At 69.2% G+C, this 24,538-nt stretch carries 22 protein-coding genes and 1 pseudogene; 14 read left to right on the top strand and 9 right to left on the bottom strand.

The features are described from left to right. Positions 1-4 precede the first annotated feature (4 nt). From ACYQ5L_RS12440 to ACYQ5L_RS12450, 3 genes are read right to left on the bottom strand one after another with little or no spacing between them, the layout of a single operon-like run. Positions 5-2,251 (bottom strand): xanthine dehydrogenase family protein molybdopterin-binding subunit, encoded by a 2,247-nt coding sequence (locus tag ACYQ5L_RS12440; RefSeq protein WP_459957505.1) that lies wholly within the window; start codon positions 2,249-2,251, stop codon positions 5-7. Further along, positions 2,248-3,258, bottom strand: a complete 1,011-nt coding sequence (locus tag ACYQ5L_RS12445) for an FAD binding domain-containing protein (protein ID WP_459957506.1) — start codon at positions 3,256-3,258, stop codon at positions 2,248-2,250. Before ACYQ5L_RS12445 ends, ACYQ5L_RS12440 begins: the two co-directional genes overlap by 4 nt. After that, positions 3,255-3,803, bottom strand: coding sequence for a (2Fe-2S)-binding protein (locus ACYQ5L_RS12450; RefSeq protein WP_459957507.1), 549 nt, complete (start codon positions 3,801-3,803; stop codon positions 3,255-3,257). Before ACYQ5L_RS12450 ends, ACYQ5L_RS12445 begins: the two co-directional genes overlap by 4 nt. Between ACYQ5L_RS12450 and ACYQ5L_RS12455 the strand changes: the two genes are divergently transcribed. From ACYQ5L_RS12455 to ACYQ5L_RS12475, 5 genes and pseudogenes are all read left to right on the top strand, one after another. After that, complete coding sequence (locus tag ACYQ5L_RS12455; protein ID WP_459957508.1) at positions 3,796-3,942, top strand: hypothetical protein; 147 nt, start codon at positions 3,796-3,798, stop codon at positions 3,940-3,942. The genes ACYQ5L_RS12450 and ACYQ5L_RS12455 overlap by 8 nt on opposite strands. Before the next feature lie 82 nt (positions 3,943-4,024). Beyond that, entirely contained in the window at positions 4,025-4,699 is a 675-nt protein-coding gene (npt, locus tag ACYQ5L_RS12460) for a 4'-phosphopantetheinyl transferase Npt (RefSeq protein WP_459957509.1), read from the top strand. Further along, on the top strand, positions 4,699-5,634 hold the full coding sequence (gene truB / locus ACYQ5L_RS12465) for a tRNA pseudouridine(55) synthase TruB (RefSeq protein ID WP_459957510.1): 936 nt from the start codon (positions 4,699-4,701) through the stop codon (positions 5,632-5,634). The genes npt and truB overlap by 1 nt, the downstream gene beginning before the upstream one ends. A 115-nt stretch (positions 5,635-5,749) precedes the next feature. After that, positions 5,750-6,938: pseudogene (locus tag ACYQ5L_RS12470) on the top strand (glycosyltransferase family 4 protein). Between the two features lie 50 nt (positions 6,939-6,988). Then, positions 6,989-9,028: an amylo-alpha-1,6-glucosidase gene (locus ACYQ5L_RS12475; RefSeq protein ID WP_459963412.1), complete on the top strand. Its 2,040-nt coding sequence runs from the start codon at positions 6,989-6,991 to the stop codon at positions 9,026-9,028. A gap of 218 nt (positions 9,029-9,246) precedes the next feature. Here ACYQ5L_RS12475 and ACYQ5L_RS12480 read toward each other — a convergent pair whose 3' ends face one another. Then, positions 9,247-9,486: a hypothetical protein gene (locus ACYQ5L_RS12480; protein WP_459957511.1), complete on the bottom strand. Its 240-nt coding sequence runs from the start codon at positions 9,484-9,486 to the stop codon at positions 9,247-9,249. Here ACYQ5L_RS12480 and ACYQ5L_RS12485 point away from each other — a divergent pair. Beyond that, a complete protein-coding gene (locus tag ACYQ5L_RS12485; protein WP_459957512.1) occupies positions 9,476-10,063 on the top strand; it encodes a hypothetical protein in 588 nt (195 codons plus the stop codon). The genes ACYQ5L_RS12480 and ACYQ5L_RS12485 overlap by 11 nt on opposite strands. 6 nt (positions 10,064-10,069) lie before the next feature. Here ACYQ5L_RS12485 and ACYQ5L_RS12490 read toward each other — a convergent pair whose 3' ends face one another. Further along, positions 10,070-10,270, bottom strand: coding sequence for a hypothetical protein (locus ACYQ5L_RS12490; protein WP_459957513.1), 201 nt, complete (start codon positions 10,268-10,270; stop codon positions 10,070-10,072). A gap of 39 nt (positions 10,271-10,309) precedes the next feature. Then, entirely contained in the window at positions 10,310-11,758 is a 1,449-nt protein-coding gene (locus tag ACYQ5L_RS12495; protein WP_459957514.1) for an FAD/NAD(P)-binding protein, read from the bottom strand. A 320-nt stretch (positions 11,759-12,078) separates the two neighbouring features. Between ACYQ5L_RS12495 and ACYQ5L_RS12500 the strand changes: the two genes are divergently transcribed. Together ACYQ5L_RS12500 and ACYQ5L_RS12505 are read left to right on the top strand one after the other, a co-directional pair. Further along, complete coding sequence (locus tag ACYQ5L_RS12500; RefSeq protein WP_459957515.1) at positions 12,079-13,194, top strand: LuxR C-terminal-related transcriptional regulator; 1,116 nt, start codon at positions 12,079-12,081, stop codon at positions 13,192-13,194. Between the two features lie 212 nt (positions 13,195-13,406). Beyond that, on the top strand, positions 13,407-14,372 hold the full coding sequence (locus tag ACYQ5L_RS12505; RefSeq protein ID WP_459957516.1) for a DUF5937 family protein: 966 nt from the start codon (positions 13,407-13,409) through the stop codon (positions 14,370-14,372). Between the two features lie 29 nt (positions 14,373-14,401). Here the strand turns inward: ACYQ5L_RS12505 and ACYQ5L_RS12510 are convergent, their stop codons facing one another. Then, positions 14,402-15,169, bottom strand: coding sequence for a metal-dependent transcriptional regulator (locus ACYQ5L_RS12510; RefSeq protein ID WP_459957517.1), 768 nt, complete (start codon positions 15,167-15,169; stop codon positions 14,402-14,404). 204 nt (positions 15,170-15,373) lie between these two features. On the opposite strand from ACYQ5L_RS12510, the gene ACYQ5L_RS12515 reads away from it, so the two are divergent. The 4 genes from ACYQ5L_RS12515 (at position 15,374) to ACYQ5L_RS12530 (ending at position 20,783) form a co-directional block, all read left to right on the top strand. Then, complete coding sequence (locus ACYQ5L_RS12515; protein WP_459957518.1) at positions 15,374-16,321, top strand: bifunctional riboflavin kinase/FAD synthetase; 948 nt, start codon at positions 15,374-15,376, stop codon at positions 16,319-16,321. A 94-nt stretch (positions 16,322-16,415) separates the two neighbouring features. Next, positions 16,416-16,685 (top strand): 30S ribosomal protein S15, encoded by a 270-nt coding sequence (rpsO, locus tag ACYQ5L_RS12520; protein ID WP_379205204.1) that lies wholly within the window; start codon positions 16,416-16,418, stop codon positions 16,683-16,685. Positions 16,686-17,063: 378 nt separating this feature from the next. Beyond that, a complete protein-coding gene (locus ACYQ5L_RS12525) occupies positions 17,064-19,325 on the top strand; it encodes a polyribonucleotide nucleotidyltransferase (RefSeq protein WP_459957519.1) in 2,262 nt (753 codons plus the stop codon). 93 nt (positions 19,326-19,418) lie between these two features. Further along, positions 19,419-20,783, top strand: a complete 1,365-nt coding sequence (locus ACYQ5L_RS12530) for a M16 family metallopeptidase (RefSeq protein ID WP_459957520.1) — start codon at positions 19,419-19,421, stop codon at positions 20,781-20,783. Between the two features lie 29 nt (positions 20,784-20,812). Here ACYQ5L_RS12530 and ACYQ5L_RS12535 read toward each other — a convergent pair whose 3' ends face one another. Beyond that, positions 20,813-21,319: a GNAT family N-acetyltransferase gene (locus tag ACYQ5L_RS12535; protein WP_459957521.1), complete on the bottom strand. Its 507-nt coding sequence runs from the start codon at positions 21,317-21,319 to the stop codon at positions 20,813-20,815. Positions 21,320-21,350: 31 nt separating this feature from the next. Then, positions 21,351-21,680: an ArsR/SmtB family transcription factor gene (locus ACYQ5L_RS12540; protein WP_459957522.1), complete on the bottom strand. Its 330-nt coding sequence runs from the start codon at positions 21,678-21,680 to the stop codon at positions 21,351-21,353. 93 nt (positions 21,681-21,773) lie between these two features. Here ACYQ5L_RS12540 and ACYQ5L_RS12545 point away from each other — a divergent pair, with 93 nt between their 5' ends. Both ACYQ5L_RS12545 and ACYQ5L_RS12550 read left to right on the top strand, forming a co-directional pair. Further along, positions 21,774-22,985 carry an MFS transporter gene (locus tag ACYQ5L_RS12545; RefSeq protein WP_459957523.1) on the top strand — a complete coding sequence of 404 codons (1,212 nt, stop codon included), beginning with the start codon at positions 21,774-21,776 and terminating at the stop codon, positions 22,983-22,985. Between the two features lie 106 nt (positions 22,986-23,091). Further along, positions 23,092-24,534: a pentapeptide repeat-containing protein gene (locus tag ACYQ5L_RS12550; RefSeq protein ID WP_459957524.1), complete on the top strand. Its 1,443-nt coding sequence runs from the start codon at positions 23,092-23,094 to the stop codon at positions 24,532-24,534. The last annotated feature ends 4 nt before the right edge of the window (positions 24,535-24,538 follow it).

The raw sequence follows: 24,538 nt of genomic DNA on the forward strand, positions 1-24,538 counted from the left end.
GGGTTCAGATCAGGTGCTCGATGCGGACCGGGATTTCGCGGATGCGTTTGCCGGTGGCGTGATGGATCGCATTGATGATGGCCGCGGCCGCACCCACCATGCCGAGTTCGCCGAGACCCTTCACGCCCAAGGGATTCACCACCGAGTCCTCCACCTCCACGAAGGAGATGTCCACCTCGGGGGCGTCCGCGTTGACCGGCAGCAGGTATTCGAGCAGTGAGGGATTGGCCCAGCTGCCGTCGCGCGCATCGGGCAGGGTCGCTTCCATCAGGGCCTGGGACAGGCCCCAATTCAGGCCGCCCAGCACCTGGCTGCGCGCCAGCTTGGCATTGAGAACACGACCCGGCGCGTACGCGCCCACCATGCGGCGCACTCGCACCAGGCCCAGTTCCGGATCCACCGCGACCTCGGCGAATTGGGCGCCGAAGCTGATCATGCCGAAGGGCTGACCCTGGGCCGGGGGACTCCAGGAGCCGATGGTCTCCGCGTCGGTGAGGTGATTGCGGTTCAGGAGGGTCGAGTACTCCTCGCGCACACTGGGATTCGCGCGCAGCCGGAGTGCGCCGTCGCGCCCTTCGATCTCCACCGCCGCATGCCCGTGCAAAGGCGATGCGGTATCGCCCACGGCCAGGTCGATCAGCTGCGCCAGCAGATCGGTGCACGCGGTGTGCACCGCCGCGCTGATGACGCCCGCGCCCATGGAGCCCACGGCGGCGGCGATATTCGGATAGTCGGTATCGCCAATGTCGACACGGATCCGGTCGAACGGAATGCCGAGGGCGTCACCGGCCACCTGCGCCATGGTCGTCGCCACGCCGGTGCCGAAATCCTGGGTGCCCGCCTGGACGATGAGCGACCCGTCGGCCAGCAGCCGGGCATGCGCGCGCTGCGGCTGGGCCGGTTCGTAGACCGGGTAGCCCGCGGTGGCCATGCCCCGGCCGAGCACCCAGTTCCCGTCCGTGCGTGGGCCTTTCCGGTATTCGGCGGCCGACCAGCCGAAGCGTTCGGCGGCCGTGCGCACGCACTCGGCGTACCCGTCCGAACTCCACGGATGCCCGCTCTCCGGATCGATGGCGGCGTGATTGCGCAACCGCAACTCCACCGGATCCATGCCGAGTTCGGCGGCGAGTTCGTCGACGGCGCATTCCAGGGCCGCCATTCCGGAGGCCTCGCCGGGCCCGCGCATGAATGTCGGCGTCATGGTGTTGGCGCGAATCAGCTCGTACCTGCCCTCCCAGTTGGGGATGGCGTACGCCTGCCCGGCCGCACTCAGCGACGGTTCGGCCCAGTCGTCGAAAGGTGAAGTGAGCGACAGCTTGTGGTGCCGCAGCCCGGTGAACGTCCCGGCGGCGTCGCATACCAGGGTGACCCGCTGCTCCTGTTCCTCGCGCAATCCGGTGCCGTAGAACATCTGCGCGCGATCCAGCACCACCTTGACCGGACGGCCCAGCTCCCGCGCGATCATGGGCGCGAGCGTCACGTGCGGCCATATCATGGCCTTCGCGCCGAATCCGCCGCCGACGTAATGGGCCACCACGCGCACATTGGCGGGCGAGATGCCGAGATAGGCGGCGATGGTCGCCTGCGAGGCGGCGACGCCCTGGGTGGTGTCGTACACCGTGACCGTATCGCCGTCCCATACCGCGGCGGTCGCCGAGCATTCGATCGGATTGTGGTGGTTGGCGGCGAAATGGTAAGTGGCGTCCACGGTATGGGCGGCCCGCTGTGCCGCCGCCTCGAAATCGCCGCGGGACTGCGCCGCCGGAATCATGCCGCAGAAGATCGTGTCGGGCTGATAGGCGGCAGCGCGCCCGTCCGCGAGCCGCACCAGCGCCTCGCGCTCGTCGTAGTCGGCGGTGACCAGTTCCGCGGCTCGCTGCGCCTCCTCGAAGGTATCGGCCACCACCACCGCGATGGGCTGACCGAAGTAGTGAATCGTGTTGTCCTGCAAAGGGAAGAAGGTCTGCCCCGGCGCCGGCCCGCCGAAGGCGGAGGGCCACTGCGGCGGGATGCCGGCCACCTTCGGCAGGTTCTCGTGGGTGAAGACCGCCACGGCGCCGGCGGCCATGGCGGCGGCGGTGTCGATGGTGCGCACGGCGCCGCTGCCGACCTTGGCGCCCACGATCACCGCGTGCGCCATGCCGGGCAGCGGGATCTCCGCGGTGTACTGCGCCGCACCGGTGACCTTGGCGCGGCCGTCGAGCCGATCGAAACCCTGGCCGACCAGCGGCCGGGACGCGGTGGCGGTCATGTGAAACCTCCCAGCGGATACACCTGCGGGCGTACGGTTTCCAGCGCCCGCGCCAGGGTGCGCTGGGCGAGTTCGACCTTGAAGGCGTTCATGGGATGCGAGGCGTCGGCCGCCGCCAGCTCGGCCGCGGCCGCCTTGGCGAAATTGGCGGTGGTGGCGGCCTTTCCGATGAGCTGGGCTTCCGCGGTGCGGGCCCGCCACGGTTTCGTGCCCACGCCGCCCAGCCCGATCCGCACATCGACGACCGTGCCGTCGGCGACATTCAGGGCGACGGCCGCGGAGGTGAGGGCGAACTCGTAGGATTCGCGATCGCGCACTTTGAGATAGTGCGAATTGGCGGCGAACGGCAAGGGCGGAACATCGATTCGCGTGATCAGCTCATCCTCGGCGATCGGATGCTCGAGGTGCGGGGTATTGCCGGGCAGCAGGAAGAAGTCGTCGAATCCGATGGTGCGCTCCCCGCGGGGGCCCCACACGGTGACCGTTGCGTCCAGGGCCACCAGGGGGATGGCCACATCCGAGGGATGGGTGGCGAAGCACATCGGGCTGGTGCCGAGAATGGCGTGCCCGCGGTGCATTCCGTCCGCCGCCGCGCAGCCGGATCCGGGCTCGCGCTTGTTGCAGGCCCGCCCGGGTTCGCGGAAATAGGCGCAGCGCACCTTCTGCATGAGGTTGCCGCCCATGGTGGCCATATTCCGCAGCTGCGCCGAGGCGCCCTTCCACAGCGCCACCGACAGGAACGGATAGCGTTCCACCACACCGGGTTCGGCGGCCACCTCGCTCATCTTCGCCAGTGCGCCGATGCGCAGCCCGCCCTCGGGGGTGTGCTCGATCCCGCCCAGCGGCAGCCAGGTGATGTCGACGACATTGTCCGGTTCCATGGCGCCGATGCGCAGCATGTCCACCAGGGTGGTGCCGCCGGCCAGGAAAACCGTTCGCGGCCTGGCGGTTACGGTGGTCACGGCCTGTTCGACGGTGCCGGGGCGGGCGTAGGAGATCGGTTTCACGGCAGTTCTCCCGCCGCCCGGTTCATGGCGTCGCGGGCGGTGCACACCGCGGCCCGGATGTTCTGATAGGCCGCGCACCGGCAGATATTGCCGCTCATCCATTCGGCGATCTCGGCCTCGGATTCGGCGTGCCCCTCCTCGATGCATTTGATGGCCGACATGATCTGCCCCGAGGTGCAGTAGCCGCACTGGAATCCGTCGGCCTCGAGGAAGGCCTGCTGCACCGGGTGCAGCGCCTCGCCGTCGGCGAGGCCCTCGATGGTGGTGATCTCGCGGCCTTCGGCGGCGAGGGCGAGGGTCAGGCAGGACAGCACCCGCCGGTTGTCCAGCCAGACCGTGCAGGCGCCGCAGCCGCCCTGATCACAGCCCTTCTTGGTGCCGGTGAGATGCAAATGCTCGCGCAGGGCGTCGAGCAGGCTGGTGCGCGGTTCGAGGACCGCGAAGTGGTCGTGGCCGTTGACTCGCAATGTCGCCATGATGCGGGACGGGCCGATGAATTCCGCCGGTTGCGCGCTGGTGCGGCCCGGTGACTGCTCGATGGACATCCTTCGCCTCCTTGCCGCGCGGATCCCCGAGGATGCCGCGGTCGTCGCCGGACTGCGCCTGGTGATGAGCTGGCAAAATCCTAGCAACCATCCGCTGGTCGTGCAGGGTGAATGCGGACCGGTAGGCTCGATGCGTTGAGTGTGGTGCGAGCAGGAGGCGGGTCATCGAGCAGCGGGCGGTCGCGGCGACATCAGGGGAAACGACCCCGGAGTCGGCGCGCTTGATCGGAACGATTCTTCCCCACGGCGTCGCGGCGGCGGAGCTGACGACCTATCCGGAGGGCCTGCGGCCGCATCCGGCCGAGGAGCATCTGATCTCCCGGGCGGTGGAGAAGCGGCGGCGCGATTTCATCGGCGCCCGGCACTGCGCCCGGCAGGCCCTCGCCGAGCTGGGCGAGCCCGCCGTGGCCATCGGCAAGGGCGGGACCGGGGAACCGCTGTTCCCGCGCGGCATCGTCGGCAGCCTCACCCACTGCGACGGCTACCGGGCCGCCGCGCTGGCGCACAGACTGCGTTTCCGCTCCATCGGCATCGATGCCGAACCGCACGGACAGCTGCCCGAGGGCGTGCTCGATTCGGTGAGCCTGCCCGCCGAACGCGACTGGCTGCGGACGGTGCTGCCCGGCACCGGCCTGCACCTGGATCGACTGCTGTTCTGTGCCAAGGAGGCCACCTACAAGACGTGGTTCCCGCTCACCGGCCGCTGGCTCGGGTTCGAGGACGCGCACATCAGCTTCACCGTCGACGAGGAATCCGACGGCGCGGGCGCGGGCACCTTCCACAGCGAACTGCTGGTGCCCGGCAACACCACCGACGGCGGCGCACCCCTGAAGTCCTTCGACGGCCGCTGGCTCATTGCCGACGGCCTCATCCTGACCGCGATCGTGGAGGCCTGATGGGCGAGAAGCGGACTCCCGTGGTCGGCGCGCTCGGCGGCCTGCTCATTGTCGACAAGGACGGCGGCTGGACCAGTCACGATGTGGTCGCCAAGAGCCGAAGGCTGTTGCGCACCAAGAAGGTCGGTCACGCCGGCACCCTCGACCCGATGGCCACCGGCGTGCTGGTGCTCGGCGTGGAACGCGCCACCAAACTGCTCGGCCAGCTCATCCTGACCACCAAGGCCTACACCGCCACCATTCGCCTCGGTCAATCCACCATTACCGATGACGCCGAGGGCGAGACCACCGCGACCACCCCGGCCGCCCATCTCACCGATGCCGAAATCGCCGCCGCCGTCGCCGAATTGACCGGCGACATCCAGCAGGTCCCTGCAACCGTCAGCGCCATCAAGGTCAATGGCGAACGCGCCTACGCCCGCGCTCGTGCGGGGGAGGACGTGGAGCTGGCCGCGCGCCCGATCACCGTCAGCCGCTTCGACATCCTGGCTCGCCGCGATATCGACACCGGCGCAACCACCTTCGTGGATCTCGACGTCGAGGTCGAATGCTCCTCGGGCACCTACATCCGCGCTCTGGCCCGTGATCTCGGTGAAAAGCTCGGCGTCGGCGGCCATCTCACCGCCCTGCGCCGCACCCGCGTCGGCCCCTTCACCCTCGAGCACGCCCGCACCCTCGATCAGCTGGCCGCGGCGGCCGAGGCCGACGAGCCCCTGCTCAGCCTGGATATCGACGAGGCCGTGCGCACCGCCTTCCCTACCCGCGACATCACCGATGCGCAGGCCGAGGACCTGCGCAACGGGCGCTGGCTGGATAGCATCGGCCTGCCCGGCGTCTACGCGGCCATCGACTCCTCCGGCCACGCCATCGCCCTGCTGAAGGAAAGCGGAAAGCGCGCCGCGTCGGTCATGGTGGTCCGCCCGGCCAATCTCTGAGTGTCCGCGCGGCGACGCGCGAAACACTCATCGCAAACTTGCTGGAATCGGAGAGTTCTGGCACGGTTGAAGGTGGTCTTGATCATTTCGTCCCTCAATGGTGAGGAGATTGAGAATGAACGTCGGACTGTCGGATGAGATATCCAGCAATGCGTTTGAATTCCTCGGGATCGGGAACTCCAGTCGCCCTCTCCATATCGTGCTGGTAGCCCCGCCCTATTTCGATATCCCCCCCTACCGGTTACGGCGGCGTCGAGGCGGTGGTCGCCACCCTGGCCGACGAACTCGTCGATCGCGGGCATCGGGTCACCCTGATCGGTGCTGGTCGCGACGGTACGAAGGCGCGGTTCATCCGGGCGTGGGGCGAACTGCTCACGCACCGGCTGGGCGAGCCCTACCCGGAAATCGTCAATGCCATGAAGGTGTGGCGGATCATCGAGAAATTGCATGCCGAAGATCCCATCGATATCGTGCACGACCACACCTTCGCCGGGCCGTTGAATGCGACGGCGTATCGGACGCTCGGAATACCGACCGTGCTCACCGTGCACGGGCCGGTCGACGACGAGATTCACGAGTATTACCGATCCCTGGATCGCGGCGTGAAACTCGTGGCCATCAGCGACCGGCAGCGGGAATTGGCGTCCGACCTGAATTGGATCGGGCGGGTGCACAACGCGATTCGCCCGGACGAATGGCCGTTCCACGAGGAGAAGATGGACTACGCGCTGTTCCTCGGCCGGTACGCCCCGTACAAGGGGCCGCACCTAGCCCTGGAGGCGGCGCACGCGGCCGGGATCCGGCTGGTGCTGGCGGGCAAATGCAATGAGCCGCCGGAGAAGTCGTTCTTCGACGAGCAGGTCCGGCCGCTGCTCACCGATACCGATCGCGTCTTCGGCGAGGCCGATGCCCGGGCCAAGCGGCAACTGCTGGCCTCGGCGCGCTGCCTGCTGTTCCCGATTCGCTGGGAGGAGCCGTTCGGCATTGTCATGATCGAGTCGATGGTGTGCGGCACACCGGTGGTGGCGCTGCGCGGCGGCGCGGTGGCCGAGGTCGTCGACCACGGTGTCACCGGGTTCGTCTGCGATGATCCGGCCGAGCTGCCCGAGGCCATCGCGCGGGCCGGCGACCTGGATCCGCATGCCTGCCGGCAGCGGGTCGAGGAACGGTTCGCCGCGGGCCGTTTCGCCCACGGTTACGAGGGCATCTATCGCCGGGCGATCGCGGGCGGCGCGTCGCGCACCACGCATCTGCCGATCGTCATCGGGCAGAGCGCCAAGAACGGCCTCAGGTCCCGCCGGTGAGCATCTTCAACGCCGGACCGCCGGCCGCGACGGGCGGCGGTCTGGTGACAATGGTCGAGGCCGGCACCTTCTGCCTGTCCGATCAGCTCGGCGATATGCACGCCGGATCGGCGCAGGGGCTGTTCTATCGGGACGCCCGGGTCATCAGCCGCTGGGAGTTGCGCTTGGACGGCCATGCGCCGGAACAGCTTTCGGTCATGCCCTCGGAGGCGTTCCGGACCCGGTTCGTGGCGCGCATGCCACCGCGCCAGGGCGTGGCCGACGCCACCGTGCTGGTGCTGCGCAAGCGCATGATCGGTGACGGCATGCGCGAGAAGATCATTGTGCGCAATCTCGGTGACGAGGACACCGCGGTGACCCTCACGCTCACCGTGGATTCCGATTTCGCCGATCTGTTCGCGGTCAAGGAGGGGCGCTCGAACACCGGCGGCTGCGATTTCACCGTGGCCGACGGCGGACTGCGGCTGACCGATCGCCAGGATGCCGGTCGCGGGCTGGTGATCACCGCGACCGGCGATCCGGTGGTGCAACCGGGCCAGTTGTCCTGGCGGGTGGTGGTGCCGCGCCGCGAGAACTGGCACACCGTGGTGGAATGCCAACCGTTGCTGGGGCATCGGGCCGTCCCCATGAATCTCGACGACGCCGATGAGGACAGCCCCACCAGCAAGATCCGGGAGTGGCGCGCCAATGCCACCAGGCTCACCGCCGACGGTGCGGGCCTGAGCGCCATCCTGGCGCGTACCGAGAGCGATCTCGGCGCCCTGCGCATGGACGACTCCGACGACGGCGCCATGTACGTGGCGGCGGGCGCGCCGTGGTTCATGGCGCTGTTCGGCCGCGACAGCCTGCTCACCTCCTGGATGGCGCTGCTGCTGGACTCCGACCTCGCCCTGGGCACCCTGCGCCGACTGGCGAAACTGCAAGGCACACAGGTCGATCCGATCACCGAGGAGGAACCCGGCCGCATCATGCACGAAATGCGGCACGGCCCCTCCGGCGATCAGGTGCTCGGCGGCGCCGTCTACTACGGCACCGTCGACGCCACCCCGTTGTTCGTCATGCTGCTGGCCGAATGCCGCCGCTGGGGCGTCGACGAGGACGCCATCAAGGAACTGCTGCCCGCCGCCGACGCCGCCCTGGCCTGGATCGACCATTACGGCGACGCCGACGGCGACGGCTTCGCCGAATACCGCCGCAAAACCGATCGCGGCCTGGCCAACCAGGGCTGGAAAGACAGCTGGGACGCAATAAGTTTCGCCGACGGCCACCTGGCCGACCCGCCCATCGCCCTGTGCGAGGTGCAGGGCTACGTCTACGCCGCCCGCCTGGGTCGCGCCGACCTGGCCGAAGCCTTCGGCGACACCGCCACCGCCACCCGCCTGCGCGCCCGGGCCGCGGACCTGAAAGCCCGCTTCGACGACGCCTTCTGGATGCCGGGCCCCGGCTGGTACGCCATGGCCCTGGACGGCGCCAAACGGCAGGTCGACTCCCTCGGAAGCAATGTCGCCCAATGCCTCTGGACCGGCATCGTCCCCGATGAACGCGCCGCCACCCTGATCGAGCGCCTCGCCGCCGAGGACATGGACAGCGGCTTCGGTCTGCGCACCCTCTCTTCGAACATGCGCCGCTACAACCCCATGGGCTACCACACCGGCTCCGTCTGGCCCCACGACTCCGCCATCGCGGTCGCCGGTCTGCTGCGCTACCGCCACATCCCCGGCGCGGTCGAACTGGCCGAACGCCTCTCCGGCGGCCTCGTCGAAGCCATCCTCGAATTCGGCGCCCGCCCACCCGAACTCTTCTGCGGCTTCGCTCGCAAGGACCTGAGATCCCCGGTCCCATACCCCACCTCGTGCTCCCCGCAAGCCTGGGCCAGCGCCGCCCCGCTGCTACTCATGCGCTCCTTCCTCGGCCTGTCGCCGAACGTGCCGCAGCGCACCGTCACGGTCGCGCCGCGACTACCCGAGCGGGCCGGGCGCGTGCGCTTGTCGGATCTGCGGCTCGGACCGGCGACGGTGACCATCGAGGCGCAGGGGACCACCGTGAAAGTCGATGGCCTGCCCGGTGATTGGCAGCTGATCCAGGCGTAAACGGGTCGATCCGGAGCGCGGTCCGGAGTAGGCCGTCCGGGGGAGGGCATCACCATATCCGTAGGGCGATATGCGCATCCAACTACGCATTTCAGGCGTTTCGTACTGGACGGAATGCAATGGTCATTGACCTGCGGTAATTCTTACCGGCCCAGCGCCGATACGCCGGTATCGAGGTTTGATCGGAGGGGATCGGCGGTGCGACCAGGGCGGATGGTTCAGGCGATGCTGATGAGTGGGGCGGTGGTGATCGCTGCGGCCTGCGGGTCGGATGATGGCGGATCATCGGGGCCGGGGACCACTACGGCGGGGAGTGCCGTCACATCGGTGTCCACGAGGCCGGTGACGGTGCCGACTTCGGATGCGCCGGTGGGGAAGAACGGGGGGACGACGCCGGGTGGGGCGCCGGGGCCGGTGGCGCCGCAGCAGCCGCAGGAGCCCGGTCCGTTGCCGGACAAGTCGACGGTGCTGATTCAGACGCTGACGGTGCAGGGGGTGGCGATTCCCTATGTGCCGGTGAATCTTCGGCTGTATCAGCCGTGTGATCCGGCGTCCCGGGATCTGCCGGAGGGGACGCCGGAGGTGCGGCGGTGGGACGGGGTCACCGATGCCAATGGGCAGACCGGGTTCCTGGTTCCGGTGGGGTGCTATCGATTCGGGATGGCGGCGCCGCTGGGGACGAATCCGGTGCCCGAGGGGCTGCACACGCTGTTCGTGGAGCGCGAAGGGCAGATTGTGCACGGGCGGTTGCGGTTCCAGGATCCGGCGCCGGATCCGGTGTGCGCGTCGCAGACGATCCTGCACGATCTGGGGGAGGGGCCGCCGTATACGACGACCCTCGCGACGGTGAGTGAATGCGATGGGTTCTGGGCGGTCATCGTCTGGGATATGCCGGGGGACAGTCAGCGGATCGTGCATCGCGGATACGACTTCGGCTGGAGGAATTACGTGTACTTCCCGCACGACGTGTGCTGGAGCGAGGCGAAAGCCGATGGGGTTCCGGCGAATCTGGAGAAGTACTTCCTGAAATGCTGACGGGGCTCACCGCGATTGCAGCGGTGCGAGCGCGCCCAGTGCCGCGCCGACACAGGCGTCGCGCAGCACTGGGCGTGGGCAATGGCGGGTCTCCAGCCAGTCGACGGTGAGCACGCGGACGAAGGTCAGCCAGCTCATGAAGACCTTGGCATTGGCCTCGAAATGGTCCAAGTGCAACACCACCGCGATTCGCTGGCTGGCGGGCATCTTCGCGCTCGGCGCGGTGAGCCGGGCCTGAGCGGGCCGCTACCGGCCGAGCAGGCTGTGCGCGAGATAGGCGGCCTCGGCGGCCAGCCCGGGCGGGTTGGTGGCGATGAACATCGAGGAGGCCGCGAGGTTGCCGAGGATGCGCCAGGTCGGGTCCGGCCGCCCGGCGACCAGCAGACCGCGGGTGGCGGGGTGCACGGCCAGGCCGCCGGCCGGATGCGGTTCGGCGGCCTTCGCCTCGAGCAGCGCGCTCACCAGGGGTTCGGTGTCCTGCGGCGTGGTGTAGGCCGAGGGATTCACCGCATTGAGCACCACATCCGCCGTCCACTCGGCGTCATCGCGCACCGTGAACCCGCCGCCGGAGCGGGCCTCGATCTTGCGCACCCCGGACCGCAACCGCAGCTGGCCCGAATCCAGCAGGTGCAGCAGGATTTTCGCATTGTGCGGCACCATGGGTGAGCTGACGCCGTTGACGGTGCGGAAATGCGCCGTCCGCAGCATGGTCCGGTCGGCCTCCGCCAGCCGCGGCCAGGCGATCGGGCCGGTGACGCGAATGAGCATGGCCAGCAACCGGAGTCCCGCGTGCGGTGAGTCGACGGTCGCCAGCTGGCGGCGCAGGCGATCCACGGCGGGCTCGGTCTCGGCGGTCAGGATCTCGGTGGCGAGGGTGTCGAAATCCTGGCCGAGCTCGGCGAGTTCGGCGCGCACCAGCGAGACCAGCTCGGCGAAGGTCACCGCGGTGCGCGGTGCGATCGCCTCCGGGGTGAGATGCCGCGGTGTCAGCCGCATGGGTCGCTGCTGGACGAATGGCAGTGCGCCGGTGCGGGACACGAAGGTGATCGGGCCGGTGTGGCCGTGCGCGGTGAGACCGGCCGCGATATCGACCGCCGTGAGACCGCTGCCGATGACGGCGACATGCGCGCCCGCGGGTATCCCGGGCAGGGTGCGCGCCAGCGGATACGGTTCCCCGACATAGCCGGGCGCACCCGTCAGCCCGTAATGGTCACGGGGACGGCCGCTTCCGACGCCGAGCACGGCGCGATCCACCGGCACCGCGTAGCCGTCCTCGGTGTGCAGGACCGCCCCGCCGTCCCGCGAGAACCCGGTGACCCGCGACTGCACGACGCTGACCCGGCACCCGGTGGCCCGCAGAGCGGTGATGGCGGCGCGAGCGGTGTCCTGCAGATATCGGCCGTAGAGCGCACGCGGCACCAGCGGCTGACCGAGGCTCTCGTCGAGATAGCCCGCGATATCGTCGCGCTCGCTCAGCCAGCGCTGGAAGTGCGCCGGATCGCCCGCGCGCATGGACATGATCATGGGCGGTGCGTTCACCCGCACGGCCTCGATATCGGGCTGATAGGCCCGGCCCCGCCACAGCGTCTCCGCTCCGTCGAACACGGTGACGGCCCGCGGCGTCCGATCCGCCGCGGCGAGTGCGTCCAGCAGGCCGACCGCGGCGGCGCCCGAGCCGACGATCCCGATGTGCATGACAGTGCTCCCTTGCGATCCAACGATGATGACGCCGCCCAGCCTCATCGGATCGCCGCGGCGATCCCATCCCGCAAATGCGGGGAATTGCCGGCGCGCACAGCCGTGTCCCGGTGTGCGGAATGGCGAATCGACGGGTAGGCGCGCGACAGGATGCCGGCCACGCCCCCGGCCGTGAGCGCAGCGGGACAGCGAAACTTCCTGAGAGCTCTAGGGGGTTGGCGGTTCGGGGGTGAAGCCCCTGAGAGCCCCCGAGAGTTGGGCCTACCCCTCATTCGTGGGATGGCGGACTCGAGGCCGCACGCGACAGGATGGCGGGCATGACCACTTCGACCCGGCACGCGGTGACCGCCCTGCTCGCCGATATCGCCGCCGCCCCGGACGCGCAGGCGCTGTTCGAGCGGACCTCGGCCCGGCTGCGCCGCATCGCGCCGTTCGACGCGGCGGTCTGGGTGGCCACCGATCCGGTCAACGGGCTGACCACCGCGCCGGTGCGGGTGGAGAACCTGCATGAGGGCGGCTGCGGAACCTATTGGGAGTCGGAGTTCTTCGCCGAGAACGTCAACCTGTTCCGCGATCTCGCCCGCGCTCCGGTCCCGGTGGCGGGCCTGCGCGCGGTCACCGGTGATCGCCCGGCCCGCAGTTCGCTGTACCGGAACTTCATGCGCCCCCGCGGTTTCGACGACGAATTGCGCGCGGTGTTCCGCGCCGACGGCCTGCCGTGGGGTCAGCTGAGCCTGTTCCGCGAGCGGGGCCGCGCCGAATTCGCCGCCGCCGACATCGCTCTCGTCGAGACCCTGTCCGCGCCGATCGCGCAGCGGCTGCGCTCCTTCGCGCAACCCGCCGACCCGCAGCCGCACCCGGAGGACGCCACCGCGGCGCCCGGCCTGCTGCTCTTCGACGCCGACGGCGGCCTGGTCTCGGTCAACGACGAGGCCCGGGAACTGCTGGCCCGCATGCCCTCCGGCCCGTCCACCACCACTCCGCTCGGCATCGATCTGCCGCTGCCGGTCTGGATTCTCAGCACCGCCGGGCGCGCCCGTCTCACCGGCGTCAGCGCGCGCATCCGGATCCGCACCACCGACGGCCGCTGGCTGGTGTGTCACGCCTCCTGCCTGCGCGACGCACACGGCAATGCGGGCATGACCGCCATGGTGATCGAACCCGCGACGCCGTCCGAGATCGCCGAACTGGTGCTGGCCGCCTACGAGTTGACCCGCCGCGAACTCGATGTCGTCGAGCAGATCGCGCGCGGCCTGCCCACCGCCGAGATCGCCGAACGGCTGCACCTGTCCCCGCACACGGTCCGCGACCACGTGAAGGCGATCTTCGACAAGGTGGGCGTCACCAGTCGCGGCGAACTGGTCGCCAAGCTGTTCGCCGAATTCCAGCTGCCCGCCGCGGAGCGCCGTACCGTCCGCGTTGCGACCGACTGACCACCGCGCCGAGACGCTCCCCGGCATTCCGGCGCGTTCTCGACCGGAATCCGCCTGCCGGGAGACAAGCCGGGGTCTTGTCGATCGCCGGGGTGGCAGCGGCACCTAGGGGGTGCAGCGTCGAAAGGAGCGGTGACCGCTGCCATCAACCACCTTGCGCTGTCGTGCGACCGCGGACAATCCTTTCGGGTAGAGCCGAAAGGGGGCCGATCGTGCTGCGGCTGTGGCTGGAATCCGAGGATTTGGCGCGAGTGATCATCGCGCGGGGAACTCCGCCGATGGGGGCGGCGGTGCTGGCCGCGCAGGCGCTGGCCAAACCGAATCCCGATGGCGTGCTGGATCGTTGGCGCGCGGGTGCGCGGCAGCGGATCACGCCCTCGATGACGCCGCTGCTGGATCTGGTCGGCCACGGCCGCTACATCCCGGATTTCCTGACCCCCTACACCGACGCCGGATCCGGTGTGGACGGCCAGGTCGACGCGGTGCTGTCCACGCCGCGGCAGGAGGTGCGCACCCAGCTCGCCCGGGCCTTCGGCCGCAGCCTGCCGCCGTCGTGGACCAAACTGCTGGCCGATGACGACGGCGCGGCGTGGGCGGCGCTGGCCCGTGCGGCCCGGGAATTCCACGAGCAGATCGTGGCGCCGGACCTCTCCCGCCTCGACGCCGGCATGGGTGCGGAGACCGCCGCGCTGGCGCACACCGTGGCGACCGAGGGTGTGGCGGCGGCATTGTCGTCGCTGCATCCGCGAATCCGGTTCGCGCATCCGGTGCTCGAGATAGAAACCCTGCGCGGCGGCGATATTCATCTCGGCGGGCGCGGATTGCAGTTGTGGCCTTCGGCATTCGTCTGGCCCACCCCGCGCGTGCTGCTCGACCACGAGGGCCCGGCCGTACTCGTCTATCCGGTGCCGCCGCCCGCGCAGTCCGCCGGGATCGCGGCGGATCCGCTCGGGGATCTGCTCGGCCGCACCCGCGCCGCCGTGCTGCGGACCCTGGCCGTCGCCGAGCACACCACCAGCGGGCTGGCGCGCGAACTCCAGATCAGCGCCGCCTCGGCGTCGGAGCACGCGGCCGTGCTGCGCAATGCCGGGCTGCTGTGCAGCATTCGCGACGGCCGCGCGGTCTGCCACCGCATCACTCCGCTGGGCACCTACCTCCTGCGCCCGCCCGCGTTCTGATGCTCGGAAAGCCAGGCTTCTCGAAAAGCTCAGTGCTCGTGGGTGAGCCAGATGGCCTCGGCCGCGATACCGCCCAGATCCACCGTGCGCTCCTCGATCCGCACCGCGATGGTGCCCGCGAAATCGCGTCGCTCCACCACCGTGATCGGGGTGTCCAGGGCGATGCCCAGCGAATCGAAATACCGCAGCATGGCCGGGTCGGAGTCGGAAATCCGTGCCACCCAACCGGATTCGCCGTCCCGGAAATCGCTGAGCTGCCGGGCGGGCGGGGTCGGCACCGCGCCGTCCACCGACGGGATGGGATCGCCGTGCGGGTCCCGGTCGGGATGGCCGAGCTTGGCGTCGATGCGCGCCATGAGCGTCTCGGAGACGGCGTGCTCGAGCACCTCCGCCTCGTCGTGCACCTCGTCCCAGCCGTAGCCCAGCTCGTTGACCAGGAACGTCTCGATGAGCCGATGCCGGCGCACCATGGCGATGGCCGCGCGCCGGCCGTCCTCGGTGAGGGTGATGGACCCGTAGCGGGCGTGCTCCACCAGGCCCTGTTCGGTGAGCTTGCGCACGGCCTCGGAGACCGTGGAGGCCGACACTTCCATGCGTTCGGCCAGCAGCTTGGTCGTCACCTTGTCCTGTGACCACTCCTGCGCGGTCCAGATGATCTTCAGATAGTCCTGGGCGACCGAGGACAGCACGGGGGCGATATCCGATCCGCGGCTCGCGGCGGCAGTGTCGGAGGTCCCGTTGGCTTCGGACGGATCGGCCAGCTCGCGGCGCGTGGCGATGTCTCGTTTTCCGGGCACGTACCCAACCTTAGGCACACCCGGTCTCGTTTCCCACATCGGCGCGCTTGCTGGTAGGGAGTCGAAAACAGCGGCCCGAAGGGTCTCGGTTGAGGGTGGCGGTGGGAGACGGGTGGGCGAACAGGGGGTGTCTACCATGCTTCGTCCTGTGAAGTTCCACAATGCCGAATACTGTCTGTGACGCGCTTTGCGTAGGCTTCCGGTGTGCAGAGATGGCGAAGTCTCGATGAGATGCCCGCGGAGTGGGGCCGGTGCGTGCTCACGATCGGGGTGTTCGACGGCGTGCACCGCGGTCACGCCCAGCTCATCAGCCGTGCGGTGAAATCCGCTGCGGTGCGGGGCGTTCCGTCGGTGCTCATGACGTTCGACCCGCATCCGCTCGAGGTGGTGCGGCCCGGATCGCATCCGGCGCAGTTGTCCACGCTGACCCGCCGCGCGGAACTGGTGGAGGAACTCGGCATCGACGTGTTCGTGGTGATGCCCTTCACCCACGACTTCATGAAGCTGAGCCCGGAGCAGTACGTGCGGCAGCTGCTGGTGGACAAGCTGCACGTGGCCGAGGTCGTGGTCGGCGACAACTTCACCTTCGGCTCCAAGGCCGCGGGCACCGTGGACACCATGCGCGAGTTCGGGGAGCGCTTCGGCTTCGACGTGGACGGGGTGCAGCTGCTCGGCGAGCACGCCGTGACCTTCTCCTCCACCTACATCCGCGCCTGCCTCGCCTCGGGCGACATCACCGCCGCCGCGGAGGCGCTGGGCCGCCCGCACCGGGTCGAGGGCGTGGTCGTGCACGGCGACGGCCGCGGCAAGGGCCTCGGCTTCCCGACCGCGAATGTGGCCCCGACCATGCACGCCGCCATCCCCGCCGACGGCGTGTACGCGGGCTGGTTCACCGATCTCGACCATCCCGGCGCCGAACCCCGCATGGCCGCCATCTCGGTCGGCACCAACCCCACCTTCGACGGCCGCAATCGCACGGTCGAGCCGCACATCCTCGATTTCGACGGCGACCTCTACGAGCATCGCGTGGCGGTGGACTTCGTCGAACAGTTGCGCGGCATGCGCAAGTTCGAGTCCATCGACGATCTGGTGGAAGCCATCGGCCAGGACGTGAGCCAGGCCCGGAAAGTTCTGAATCCCGACGGCGTGTAAACTGGCCCGTCGGGTTTGCTGCGGTCCGCGGCGGCGCCCGCTCCCGGATTCGTCCGGGATCCCTCGTGCGCGGACTGAAACACAGGAGTGATACGTGGCTCTGACCACCGAGCAGAAGAAGGCGATCCTCGCCGAGTACGGCGTCCACGAGAAGGACACCGGTTCCCCGGAGGCGCAGATCGCGCTGCTGTCGAAGCGGATCGCCGACATCACCGAGCACCTCAAGAAGCACAAGCACGACCACCACACCCGCCACGGCCTGATGGCGCTGATCGGTCGTCGCAAGCGTCTCTCGAAGTACCTGCAGAACACGGACATCGAGCGCTACCGTGCCCTGATCGAGCGTCTCGGCCTGCGTCGCTGATTCGAGCGACACAACCTGGCTACCAGAGGTAGTTGACGAACCGGCCAACGGGGAGGCTTAGAATCTCCTCGTTGGCCTTTCGTGCATCCGGTGAAACTCGCCTGGTGCACGCCAACACGAGCCGTATGCACCCGTCGCGTGGCGTCGGTCTTCGGTAGTGGCTTTTCGGGGCGCGCAAGACGTGAGAGATTGCGTTGCCGGAGGGCTTCGATCGATGACCGCCTCCGCGTCGCCGCTCCCAAGGGGGAGTAGGCCGGGTGTGCGCGCCGTGACCAGGAGGGTCGTGGCGCGCCCATGCCGGGTACGGCAGACGAGCCGGATCGCGCACCAGGGAAAGGTGCGCTGGATCCGGCGAGACGAGAGGTTGAGAGAAGAAAAATGTCCGATACACAGAACAGTTCGGCCGTCGAGGTAGAGCCCGGCGTCTTCGAGTCCGTCGCCCTGATCGACAACGGCAGCTACGGCACTCGCACCGTCCGCTTCGAGACCGGACGCCTGGCCAAGCAGGCCGCCGGCTCCGTCGTCGCCTATCTGGACGACGAGACCATGCTGCTGTCGGCCACCACCGCCGGCAAGCACCCCAAGGATCAGTTCGACTTCTTCCCGCTGACGGTGGACGTCGAGGAGCGCATGTACGCCGCGGGCCGCATCCCCGGCTCGTTCTTCCGTCGTGAGGGCCGCCCCTCCACCGACGCCATCCTGACCTGCCGCCTGATCGACCGGCCGCTGCGCCCGTCGTTCGTGGACGGTCTGCGCAATGAGATCCAGGTCGTGGTGACCGTCATGTCGCTGGATCCCAAGGATCTCTACGACGTGGTCGCCATCAACGCCGCCTCGGCGTCGACCCAGCTCGCCGGTCTGCCGTTCTCCGGCCCGGTCGGCGGCGTGCGCGTGGCGCTCATCGGTGACCAGTGGGTCGCGTTCCCGACCGTGGAGCAGCTGGAAGGCGCCGTGTTCGACATGGTCGTCGCCGGCCGCGTGGTCGAGGGCGACGTCGCCATCATGATGGTCGAGGCCGAGGCCACCGACAATGTGCTGGCGCTGCTGGCCGACGGCGCCACCGCGCCCACCGAAGCCGTTGTGGCCCAGGGCCTCGAGGCCGCCAAGCCGTTCATCGCGCGGCTGTGCAAGGCCCAGCAGGACCTGGCCGATCTGGCCGCCAAGGAGACCGAGGAGTTCCCGCTCTTCCCGCCGTACCAGCCCGATGCGTTCGAGGCCGTGGAGGGCACCGCCAAGGCGGAGCTGAACGAGGCGCTGTCCATCGCCGGCAAGCAGGAGCGCGAGGAGAAGATCGACGAGATCAAGCTCTCGGTGCTGTCCTCGCTCGCGGAGTCCTTCGAGGGCCGCGAGAAGGAGCTGGGCGCGGCGTTCCGCTCGGTCACCAAGAAGCTGGTGCGCCAGCGCATCCTGACCGACGGCTTCCGCATCGACGGCCGCGGCCTGGCCGATATCCGTGCCCTCTCCGCCGAGGTCGCGGTGGTGCCGCGCGCCCACGGTTCGGCGCTGTTCGAGCGCGGCGAGACCCAGATCCTGGGTGTCACCACCCTCGACATGGTGAAGATGGCGCAGCAGGTCGACTCGCTCGGCCCGGAGACCTCCAAGCGCTACATGCACCACTACAACTTCCCGCCGTTCTCCACCGGTGAGACCGGTCGTGTGGGCTCGCCCAAGCGCCGCGAGATCGGCCACGGCGCGCTCGCCGAGCGTGCCCTCATGCCGGTGCTGCCGTCGCAGGAGGAGTTCCCCTACGCCATTCGCCAGGTGTCGGAGGCGCTGGGCTCCAACGGCTCCACCTCCATGGGTTCGGTATGCGCCTCGACCCTGTCGCTGCTGAATGCCGGTGTGCCGCTGAAGGCTCCGGTGGCCGGTATCGCCATGGGCCTGGTGTCGGACACCATCAAGAACGACAAGGGTGAGGACGAGGTCCGCTACGTGGCCCTCACCGACATCCTGGGCGCCGAGGATGCCTTCGGCGACATGGACTTCAAGGTCGCCGGCACCCCCGAGTTCGTGACCGCGCTGCAGCTGGACACCAAGCTCGACGGCATTCCGTCGCAGGTGCTGGCCGGTGCGCTGAACCAGGCCAAGGACGCGCGTCTGACCATCCTGGATGTCATGGCCGAGGCCATCAACACCCCGGACGAGATGAGCCCGTACGCGCCGCGCGTCACCGCCATCAAGATCCCGGTCGACAAGATCGGTGAGGTGATCGGCCCCAAGGGCAAGGTCATCAACCAGATCACCGAGGACACCGGCGCGAACATCTCCATCGAGGATGACGGCACCGTGTTCGTCGGCGCGACCGACGGCCCGTCGGCGCAGGCGGCGATCGACGCGATCAACGCCATCGCCAACCCGCAGCTGCCGAAGGTCGGCGAGCGCTTCCTGGGCACGGTCGTGAAGACCACCGCCTTCGGCGCGTTCGTCTCGCTGCTGCCGGGCCGCGACGGTCTGGTGCACATCTCGAAGCTGGGCAACGGCAAGCGCGTCGCCAAGGTCGAGGATGTGGTGAACGTGGGTGACAAGCTGCGCGTCGAGATCGCCGATATCGACAACCGCGGCAAGATCTCGCTGGTGCCGGTCGACGAGGATTCGGACAACGCGGACGCGGCGCCCGCCGCGGACGTGGCGGCCGAGTGAGTGTCGTAGCTCTGGCGTAATCTGCGGTGGCCCTTCGCTCCGGATGATGGAGTGAGGGGCCACCGGTTTCTCGTCTGCCAGTTGTGGGGAAGCATGGTTCGGAAGAAGGACACTCGAGTGTCGGGTAAGGAAGCTGCGCTGGTTCGCACCACGACGGAGGTGCCGTACGCCGATACCGGGGTGCGGAAAACCGTGCTGCCCGGCGGACTACGAGTCGTCACCGAGCATGTGCCCGGCGTGCGCTCGGCCTCCATCGGCGTGTGGGTCGGGGTCGGCTCGCGCGATGAGGGCCCGACCGTGGCCGGGGCCGCGCACTTCCTCGAGCATCTGCTGTTCAAGGCCACGCCCACGCGCAGCGCGCTGGATATCGCGCAGGCCATGGATGCGGTCGGCGGTGAGCTGAACGCGTTCACCGCCAAGGAGCAGACCTGCTACTACGCGCACGTGCTCGACGAAGATCTGCCGCTCGCAGTGGATCTGGTGTCGGATGTGGTGCTCAACGGGCTGTGCCGCGCCGAGGATGTGGCCGTCGAGCGGCAGGTCGTGCTCGAGGAGATCTGCATGCGCGACGACGATCCCGAGGACATGGTCGGCGACGCCTTCCTCACCGCCATGTTCGGCGAGCACCCCATCGGCCGCCCGGTGATCGGCAGCATCGAATCCATCGAGGGCATGCAGGCCGCCCAGTTGCGGTCCTTCCACCAGCGCCGCTACCGCCCCGACCGCATGGTGGTCGCCGTCGCGGGCAATATCGAGCACGAGCACACCGTCGAGCTGGTGCACCGGGCCTTCGCCCCGCATCTGGAACTCGGCCGCGAGCCCGCCGGCCGCCGCGAGGGCAAGTTCCGGCCCCGCGGCAATCCGGGACTGCTGCGCATCCACCGCGACAGCGAACAGGCCCATCTGGTCTTCGGCACCCGCGCCTTCGGCCGCCACGAGGGCGAAAAGCGCTGGCCCCTCTCGGTTCTCAACACCGTGCTGGGCGGCGGCCTGAGCTCCCGCCTCTTCCAGGCCATCCGCGAGGAGCGCGGGCTGGCCTACTCCGTCTACTCCAGCGTCGACACCTTCGCCGACACCGGCGCCTTCTCCGTCTACCTCGGCTGCCAGCCCGAAAACCTCGGCAAGGTGGCCGATCTCGCCCGCGGCGTCCTCGAAGAGGTGGCCGCCACCGGCATCACCGACGCCGAATGCGCCCGCGCCAAGGGCTCCCTGCGCGGTGGCCTGGTCTTGGGCCTCGAGGATTCCGGCTCCCGCATGAATCGCATAGGCCGCAGCGAACTCTCCTACGGCAACCACCGCAGCGTCTCCGAAACCCTCGCCCGCATAGACGAAGTCACCACCGACGAAGTCTCGAAAATCGCCCGCACCCTCCTCGCCCGCCCCTTCGGCGTGGCGGTCGCAGGCCCCTACCGCCGCACCCGAGACCTCCCCGCCGCCGTCCGCCGCCTCGTCGACTGACGGCCCGCACCCGCTGTGGCGGTGCGCGGCTAGAGGTTTCGGCGCATGGCGGTGCGGGGCCAGCGGTCGAGGCCGATCTCGGCTTCGTGGGCGCGGATCTTGCGGAGGCCGGGGGTGAGGGTCTCGTCGGGGATGCGGTGGAAGCCGAGGCGCTCGTAATACGGGGCGTTCCACGGGACTTCGGTGAACGTGGTCAGAGTCAAGGCGCGCAGGCCGGCGGCGCGGGCGCGGGCGGCGGCGTGGTCTAGCAGGCGGCGGCCTATGCCCTGGTGGGCGGCCTTGCGATGGACGGAGACCTGGGCTATGTGGGCGGTGCCGTCGACGTCCTCGTCGATGAGATAGGCGAGGGGAGCGTCGTCGGTGCCGACGGCGACCCAGGCGCGGCCCATGCGGCGGTAGGCGTCGAGGGATTCGATCGGAAGCGGGTCGTCTTCGGCGATGTCGGGCATGCCCACCGTGCGGAAGGGTGCGCCGGCGGCGATCTCGATGTCCTGCAGGATCGGGAGGTCGGCGGCGGTGGCCGGGCGGATGCGCATCAGGCGAACGTAGCGCGGGCCGGGTGGGGAGTCATTCGGATTTCTGGTTGGCGGCGGCGAGGATCGCGGGCAGCAGGCCGGGCAGGGCGGCCTCGACCGCATCGGCGCGCAGCAGCTGGTGGGCGTTGCCGTCGATGACGAGTCTCTCGGTGAGACCGGCTTCGCGCAGGATCTTGAAATGGTGCGCGGCCGTGGACTTGCTGACCCCGTCGTACAGGGCGGTGCAGCGCAGCGAGGTGCCCGCATTGCCCAGCCGGCGCACCATTTCCAGACGGACCGGGTCCTGCAGGGCGGCGAGCACCGTCGGCAGCGGCGCCACCTCGGACACCACGGCGGGCAACGGATATTCGGTCTCGGGCATGATCTACTTCACTCCGCTAATGGTTTGATGATCATCGAACCTGGCGTAGGGTCAAGTTCGATATTCATCAAACTTACCTGATTGGAGGGGCCGATGTCGGCAGCGACGGTTGCGGTGCGGACCGAACAGGGCAATCAGACCTGGGCGTATGCACTCGTGCTCGCCGCGAGCGGCGTGGCGCTCGGCGTTTCGGGCGCACCCGCCCCGCTCTACGGGCTGTACCAGCAGGCGTGGCATTTCTCGCCGCTCACCACCACCTTCGTCTTCGCGGTGTACGCGATCGCCGCGCTCGGCGCGGTGCTGGTCTCGGGGAAGATCTCCGACGTGGTCGGCCGAAAGCCCGTGCTGCTGGGCGCATTCGGCATCATGATCGCGGGACTGGTGGTGTTCCTGCTGGCCGACAATGTGGCCATGCTGCTGCTGGCGCGGGCGTTGCACGGCGCGGCCGTGGGCGCGACGGTGGTGGCGGGCGCGGCGGCGCTGCTGGATCTGCGGCCCATGCACGGCGCGCGCTCCGGGCAGCTGTCGGGCGTGGCGTTCAATGTCGGCATGGCGGTGGCGATTCTGGGCTCGGCGCTGCTGGCGCAGTACGCGCCGCATCCCATGCGCACGCCCTATGTGGCCATCACCATCGTGTGCCTGATCATCGCGGCCGGCGTGCTGGCGCTGCGCGAACCGCACACCGCGCGGGTGTCGGGCCGCATCCGGATCGCCAAGCCCGCTGTACCGCAGGAGATTCGCGGTGACTTCTGGTTCTCGGCACTGGGCGTGATGGCGGCCTGGTCGGTGCTGGGCGTGCTGCTGTCGCTGTACCCCTCGCTGGCCTCGGCCGAGACCGGCATCCACAATCTGGTGTTCGGCGGCGCGGTGGTGGCTTCCACGGCCCTGGCCGGTGCGCTGGCCCAGGCGTTCGCCACCGGCATCCCCGCCCGGCGCGCCGCCATCACCGGCGATATCGGCATGGCCATCGCACTGGTCCTGACCATTCCTGCCCTGCACACCGGCAACTGGGTGCTGGTCCTGGCCGCCGGATTCGCCCTCGGCGCCACCTTCGGTCTCGGCTTCGGCGGCTCGCTGCGCCACCTGTCCAACGTTGTGCCGCAGCACAAGCGGGGCGAGACCATGTCGGCCTACTATCTGCTGGCCTACTCGGCCATGGCCCTGCCCACCGTGGTGGCGGGCTGGGCCGCGACCACCTGGGGGCTGAGCACCGTGTTCCCGTGGTTCGTGGTCGTGGTCGCGCTGGCCTGCCTGGCGGCGGCCGGAATCGGCCTGCGCAAGCGCGAACCGGCCGTCCTCGACTGACCACCGGCGCCGTGCCCGGGATCCGGCGGACCGCGAAATCCTTTGGCGGACGCCGGAAATCCCGCCATCCGATGCACCGCGGCAGCGGTGTCGCTATCCTTCCGCTATGCGGCGGTGGGGGTGGTTCGGCGGCGGGCTGAACCGGAGGATGCACCGGTCGGCACTGATGGTCTCGGTGCTGGCCGCGGTCGTCGGCGGTCTGGCGGTCGCGGCGCTGACCTATTGGCTGCTGCGGCAGCTGCTGGGCGTCGAGGACGTGAAGCCGAATCAGTTGGACCTCACCAAGATCGCGCTCACCGTCGCGGCCGGCCTCGGCGCGGCGGTGGCGCTGGTGGTGGCGTACCGGCGGCAGCGGGATCTGGAGCGCGGCCGCTTCGCCGAACTGTTCGGCGCGGCGGCGCGGCAATTGGGCGACGCCGATGTGGCGGTGCGCATGGCCGGGGTGTACGCCATGGCCGGTGTGGCGGACGAGTTCTCCGCGCCGGGCCGCCGCCAGCAGTGCATCGACGTGCTGTGCGGCTATCTGCGCCTGCCCTACGCCCCCGATGAGGGCAACAGCCACCTGGTCTCCAAATCCCAGCGCATCGAGGACTCCGGCACCGCGGTCGAACGCGTCTACCACTACCGGCAGAACGACCGCCAGGTCCGCGACACCATTGTGCGGGTCATTGCCGGACGCCTGCGCGCGAGCGCCGAAGTGTCCTGGTCCGCCTGCGATTTCGACTTCTCCGACGCCATCTTCGAAGACGCCGATTTCCGCTACGCCGTCTTCGCCGGCCGCAATACCCGCTTCGCCAACGCCATGTTCGTCGGCCCCCGCGCCACCACCTTCGAGAAGGCCCGCTTCCTCGGCAAGCGGGTCACCTTCCGCGGCGCCATATTCCGCGGCGCCGCCACCTCCTTCGAGGGCGTCGCCTTCGCCCACTCCCGCGTGGACCGGTCCGAACGCGACAGCGCCGGAACCACATTCGTCGACACCACCTTCAGCGGCCCGGTCACCTTCGACGGGGCCGTCTTCGCCGGCGCCCGCACCGCCTTCACCCGCGCCAAGTTCGCCGGGACGCGCAGCAGCTTCGTCAACGCCGGATTCACCGCCGAGCTGACCTCCTTCGAGAAGGCCATCTTCGACGGCGACCGCGTCGCCTTCACCGGCGCCGAATTCACCGGCGCCGCCGTGACTTTCGCCGCCTGCCGTTTCTACGCCGAAGCCAGCTCCTTCGAATGCGCGCACCTGGGCGCCAATGCCCGCTTCCGCACCACCCGCACCCGCGAGATCAGCTTCGCCCGCTCCGAATACCACAGCAAGGTCTCCTTCGCCGACGCCGTCTTCGGCGGCCGCTCGGTGGTCTTCACCGGCGGCGACTTCTTCGGCGACATCTCCTTCCGCCGCGCCGCCTACGACGCCCGCGAGATCACCTTCGAGCGCCCGAAGGCCTGGGTCGGCGTGCATTTCGACTGGGACGGCACCCCGGTCACCAAACCGGCGAACATCCGCCCCGAGCAGTGGCCGCCCACCCCGGCCGAAACCGCGCCCGCCCCGGCCTCCTGAACAC

It is taken from the genome of Nocardia sp. IFM 10818 (assembly GCF_054655275.1).